The sequence below is a fragment of the Haloferula luteola genome (assembly GCF_014201715.1).
Taxonomy (GTDB): Bacteria; Verrucomicrobiota; Verrucomicrobiia; order Verrucomicrobiales; family Akkermansiaceae; genus Haloferula; species Haloferula luteola.
In genome coordinates this window covers 1-5,908 of sequence record NZ_JACHFD010000045.1, presented here as the reverse complement: position 1 = coordinate 5,908, position 5,908 = coordinate 1, and the positions used below count along the sequence as shown (strand labels likewise).

Below are 5,908 nucleotides of genomic sequence, written 5' to 3'. Positions count from 1 at the left end.
AATCTGACAAGGGATTCTTGCGTAGCATTCATACTCTGAAGAGCTATGAACGCTACGCTACACAACAGCCATAAAAGCCCGACGGGGCTTCAGACTACGCTTACGCGGAAGCGTCCTATCGGTTACGATGCCCCAGTCTCTCGCCACCGAACGGCGTTACATTCAGACCTACCTCAAGATCCTGTTCTACACGCATGCGCTTCGCCGCTACGATCTGGACCCATCCGAGCGTGACCGCCGCAACCTACTCCTGCTCGTCGCCGATGAGTTCCAGGACATCATCACGACCAGTGAGGACGGGGTCAGCGACCACAAGGTCATCGACCGCATCCGCGGCGCGGGTGCTTGCATCATCGGCGGCATGCAGTCCGAGCTCTCGGCCGATCCGGCGATCGGGGAGAAGAAACGCAAGGTTCTCACCTTGAACATGCGGACGCGGTTCATTTTCAGGGCCGCGGACCAGGAAGGAGCAACGACGTCTGCCGATTTCATCGGCAAGCATAAGGTTTGGAAGCGGAGCATCTCTACAAAAGACCTGGGATCCCGCACCGTTACACGACACCAAGCGCTCGAATACCGGATCGAATCGTCGAAACTGATGACCCTGCCCAATCACAAAGCGGTGATCGTGCATCCTTCAAAAGCCACAGTCTCACGAACCATTCACCCGCTCTACAATTAGAGTCGATCCTAGCACACTCTACTCGCAATTTTCAGAATGCAACCGCACGCCCTCACCCGAAGCGTGCAATAACCTCACCTTATGTCGATAATGATCCATCCCCGGAGACCGTCTTACCTGCAACGTCATGTTATCCCCCCCCATCACCTCTGTTGTATCGTGTGACAGGTCCACCCATGTATCCACCGCCTCCGATACCGCCCTTATAACACCCGACTCCCTCTCCCTGATCATGCGATTTGAGACCACAATCTTTACTCTCCGCCTCCGCAAAAACGTAATCAACGTGTTCCCAAATATTTCATCATCTCCTAGAAGAGGACAAAAATCCTCCCACTCACCGGGGTTATCTAAAAACACACGATCGATCATCAACCCCTCGCGGCGTGCCCTCGCAAAAAAAGATTCAATCTGATCGAACACCTCCCCAGGATACACATATCCAGCCTCCAACTTGCACGTCCAAATGATCTTCCTCGGCGCTGCACCACGTAAGACCGAAGATCTCCGCATATGTCCAATCGTCTCCTTGCAAATCGCCTGTCTAAGTTTAACATCAATATCCCCCGAGGAATAGCGAATACTAATCACCAACCCAACTCGTTTTGCAAGTTCCCGAATTGCCTTTGGAGGCAGCAGCTCCCACCCCTGAGATCCGTCCCCTTTTCGCAACAAATAACCATCATAAGAGAACCAACTTACGAAGCCCAAACCCAATTGAGTCTTATAAGTACCCAGCCCCCCCTTCAACAAGATGACGCTGCCGCAGTCAAACTTCGGATCGGCATTGTATATCACTTCCTCCACCCCCCGAGCACGCCCGTGGTCATCTGTTTCCTCCAACCCGGACAGGACCATATCCAGATCCACCACCCCAAATAGACCCAAGTATGCGAAAGCTGGTCCCCTTCCCTTGTCGATTTCAGCAAAGGAAGAGGTGGCCAAATACACTTCAAACCCCTTGCCAGAGCGTATCCTAAACGGATGATTTCCCGCTAACTCCCTTTGTAACCTCGATTTCCAAACCGAAATGTACTTACCACGATGAGATCGCTTCACGAAATCCCGCCCCTGACATCCTTCATTACCGCCAGACGACAGCCGAATGACTGTATCGGCAATGTCCTCGCCGAAACCCGACCAAGTCGCGTCCTCCTCAGCCGTAACAAGAACATTTCCTCCCATTGCGGTGATCCGCTGGAGAGCAGCTAGCACCGCCCTTCTTTCAACTTCCAAGGGAATGCACTTCTCCAAAGGGTCGGACATTCTTGTCAGCGCGTTCAAAGAATCTACAAATACAATTACAGGTGCGCCACGGTCAGAACGCGGAAGGATATCAGTTTCTATTTCCTTGAACAAGGTAGAATAATTAAGAGGCATTTCATTCGAGGGTTCAAGGTCTCTGATAAAGAGCAAGCCCCTACCTCCAGAAGGCCTTTTGCAGACTCTTAAAAAATCACTAGAACGACAAACAACATCGAACGGCGAATCTGATGGTCCAAATCCACATCGTGCTAAAACATACTGAGCAACCTGGCTACTATACTCAAGGGCATTGAATACGCAAAATCCGCCTTTGGAGGCAATTTCTGCGGCCAACGACAGCGCAAGCATCGTCTTACCGCACCCGTTCTCGCCGCGCACCAAAATTACCCTACCAGGGAGAGCGTCGGGATATTTCGGCCCGGAAGAGATTTGATCTGCCAACATTAGCCCCCCGCCTCCAAAAAGGTCGTCAAAGCGCCTAATGCCAGTAGAATGCCCAAAGGCTAATGAAATCAGATACTCGGCATCAAGAACCGGAGGCGTTACTCTGACGAAATCTCCTCGAAGCCTAATATGTCCAATTAATGAACCAACAGCAAGAACGGCAACTAATTCGTCCCAATCGTCTAAATTCCCCTTACTCTCTTTTCCTTCAAACTTCGTCACCTCAAAGGAGCGGGATGCGATTGTGGCTAGAGACACCTTAGGCCTAATGGCATCCTTATCATAAGGATAACTCTTATCCTGATCAACAAAAAGTCGCCTGTAACTACTAATCTCATTTACGATGCTTACCTGTCGCTGAAACCGAGCAATATAGCTAAACGAAAGCCGCATATTCAGTGCCGCCCGTATCACTCGAAACATGAGGTACCGCGCATGCTGTTCCGACAATCCATGAGAACAAATAGATTCCAATAAATCACGAAGATTCGATCTACTATCGTAAACATCTGTCTGAACACGGGATTCCACCTTGGCACACGCCACAATTTCATCATTACTCGCCGGGGAATCCTCAACACCATTCTCTATGCATTGTTTACAATACCTTTCTTTTATCTCCAAAAACTCACAAGATCGAATGCGACTACTCAAGGCTTCGCAGAACACCTTCCGTCGCACGGCATTGTCTATTTGAAGAGAAAATAGGCTTCCAATATCTTCATCACCTGACCATATACAATAAGAGTGAAACCTACAGATCATTTCAAAACGATGTCGATCGAGCCAATTGGGACGCTTCCTTCTCTCTACTGCCCTGACAAGATCAACGTCATGTCCCTCTTCAGCAGCCGCTTTTGCGAATTCCAACGTTTCTTCAACGCTAGCAGCTATCAATTCAAGATCCTTCGCTACCGCGCCTCTTAACTGAAGGGAAATGACGGAAAGAACTCCTGATACCTCAGACGTCAGGCTTCCAGTTGGGTCGGTGGTATTCATAGTCACATTGTAAATTATGCTAAACCGGCACACATTCAGATTGGCCGGACTCCTCAGGTTCCATCAGGTCAATTGCTAAAGAAAGTATTTCATACGGCGACGTTTCATTACCAGTTTCAACATCGGGATAGGCCAGCTTGAATTCCTTCCTGAGAGCCACACTCAAAGCAGGATCCGCAGCGGTGAGTGGATGGGCATCCAACTCTCTCAGCCTATCTCGAAGCCTGCCGAGCGCCAGCTCCCGAACCTTATCAGAATGCACCACCATCAGATCAGACCATTTATCAATCATTTGCGTTGGGTCAGGTACTCGGCTAATCAATCTTTCGCTCGCGCACTCTCGGAGTTCTGCTGAGAATCCAGCTAACTGATTCTCGTATGCGAGCGTAAATTGCCTGATCGCATCTTTCGCGATGACATCCTCGGTAATAGACTTTCCGCTTCGTGACCTCACAGCTTCAGTAAGCTTCCGAAGCCTGAGCTTGTGCTCATCAAACAGGCTGATGACAATTGGCTTGGTGGAAAGCGAAGATTCTATCTCGTAGAAATTTGGCAAAATTGACCGGAATGAACCGTCTGTCGCGCTGTGAAAATCAAGATAGTGGTCATTAAATTGCCCCTTCGTATGGTGTTGAAGAAATTCCAATCTAAGGAGCGCTGCTCCAAATATTGTCGGTAAGTCCGCAATCGTCAGCAATCTTTCCTTGATCTCCAAAAAAATAGCCGCAGTTTCCGCGGGTAGTTCTATACTAACAGTCGTGCAGCCGTCTCCAGATGGCGTCCGATGGTGCACATGCTGCAATTCGCTCCCAAATAAATAACTATATTTCGCCATGAATTCTGTTCTCTAGTTCCTAGCAGACACTTCCATTTCCTCTCGATCCAAGAACTTCTTTGGAATAATTACTCTTAACTCATTGATAGCATCTTGTATCTTATCTTTCGGGATTTTATGACTTTTTGCCAACTCTGTCAATACACTTGCCACAACCTCAGCTTCAATCGAAAACATATCTCTCGTCGCGCCGCCTATGTGAGGGGTAAGTATAAACCTTCTTTGGGTCGGGAATGACGGAGCATTAATGAAATTTTCTTCGAAAAGGAATCCTTCTTCGGAAAGATTGAATCCAGCATTGCTCGGATACAAGAGCTTCCCGATAAGGGGCGACCTTTTCACATGTATCTGTCGACTCCCTTCGCAATGCGGATGTAGAAGATCTGAAGCAAGCATTATGCCGCGAATCTCCGCAGCTTCAACCACTGCGATCTCGTCCCACACTTCTTGCCTTCCCACATTGATCAGAAGGCTGCCTGGACGCATCGAATGAACTTCGGAAGCGCCAATCAGATGGTGAGTGCTTCTTGGGCCTGAGCTAACATGAGGTAAATGTATACTCGCAATATCACATTTACTCAATATCTTATCCAAGTCATCCGATATGCTTATCGTAATCATTCTTCCCCACGGTCCCCTAACTTGCACAATAGCCCGGCATTCCTGCTCTAATGCACCGGAGAGGACCTGTGACGGCTCAGCAATTGGCCATAAGCTATTCCGAACAAATCTGTCGAGCCTTCCTTGCCAGTCGTAGCCCTCAATTGATTTGGGCCTGTAATATATTTTAACGTCATCTATACCCATGGAAATCAGACGGGGAAGGAGCAGCTCAACTTGGCGGCCGATTCCTATCGTCAGCCAAGATTTTCCTGCTAGGGTTGTTGATTCTTCAATTCCCGGAACTCGGACATGCTTCCGTAATTCCCAATCCCCGTCGTAGTGTTGAGGGGAATTTGAAAGCGATAATCCCTGGGCGGCAACAGAAAATGGCCGGAAGGAGTTGAGTGCGTACCAGATAACCAAGTCCGCAACTGATTCCGCGTTGGGCCTTAGTTTGCTATGAAATGCTTGATGTTTCGACGGTAACGCGAGGGCTGCAAGTTTCTCCTGTGGATCAGATGCAATCGATCCGATTACGAAGAGCTTCTTTCTCTCCCTATGAAATGTAGTGGCTACGGTTGCTGCTTGCCGCGCAATTTCATTTCCTCCTCGCGTTGGCCTTACGATTACTGCGTCATACCGCTCAATTCCATCGACCAACGATCTTGAACATAAATCATCTGTTGGAAATTCCCATAGCTTGATTACGCTCCTATCTAATCTTTTAAGCACCCGGAAGGCCACCGATGCTTCGCTGTGTCTGCGCAGTGTCGGATGGACGTATAGCACCATAGGTTTAGATGATTCTTCGGTGGAGCTCGTCATTGGTGGCAGATATTGCAATCCCGGTTATTCTTGCCAAATGTCCCCGCTTACGCAAGCGCATCCTTTCGCTTTCAACTTTGTATCGCTGGACGTCCGCTTCGGTTCCCTGGGGGATGTCCCTCAGATCGTTAGAATCGGTGGCAGCCGGTCGGCTTGAGGTTCATCGCTTAGTGGCTTCCTGACAAGGCTGCTCCTGCCCCGCGCTTTCGCTCGGAGCGCAGGACGAGGGCGCGGTGTCAGCCGCGACCGAGGAC

At 49.4% G+C, this 5,908-nt stretch carries 4 protein-coding genes; 1 reads left to right on the top strand and 3 read right to left on the bottom strand.

The annotated features are described in order from the left end of the window. Positions 1-127 precede the first annotated feature (127 nt). Complete coding sequence (locus HNR46_RS20075; RefSeq protein ID WP_184022426.1) at positions 128-682, top strand: type IV secretion system DNA-binding domain-containing protein; 555 nt, start codon at positions 128-130, stop codon at positions 680-682. 18 nt (positions 683-700) lie between these two features. Here HNR46_RS20075 and HNR46_RS20070 read toward each other — a convergent pair whose 3' ends face one another. From HNR46_RS20070 to HNR46_RS20060, 3 genes are read right to left on the bottom strand one after another with little or no spacing between them, the layout of a single operon-like run. Continuing rightward, complete coding sequence (locus tag HNR46_RS20070) at positions 701-3,391, bottom strand: RAD55 family ATPase (protein WP_184022424.1); 2,691 nt, start codon at positions 3,389-3,391, stop codon at positions 701-703. 19 nt (positions 3,392-3,410) lie between these two features. Continuing rightward, positions 3,411-4,226, bottom strand: coding sequence for a hypothetical protein (locus HNR46_RS20065; RefSeq protein ID WP_184022422.1), 816 nt, complete (start codon positions 4,224-4,226; stop codon positions 3,411-3,413). 12 nt (positions 4,227-4,238) lie between these two features. Then, positions 4,239-5,654: an NAD(P)-dependent oxidoreductase gene (locus HNR46_RS20060; RefSeq protein WP_184022420.1), complete on the bottom strand. Its 1,416-nt coding sequence runs from the start codon at positions 5,652-5,654 to the stop codon at positions 4,239-4,241. Between the last annotated feature and the right edge of the window lie 254 nt (positions 5,655-5,908).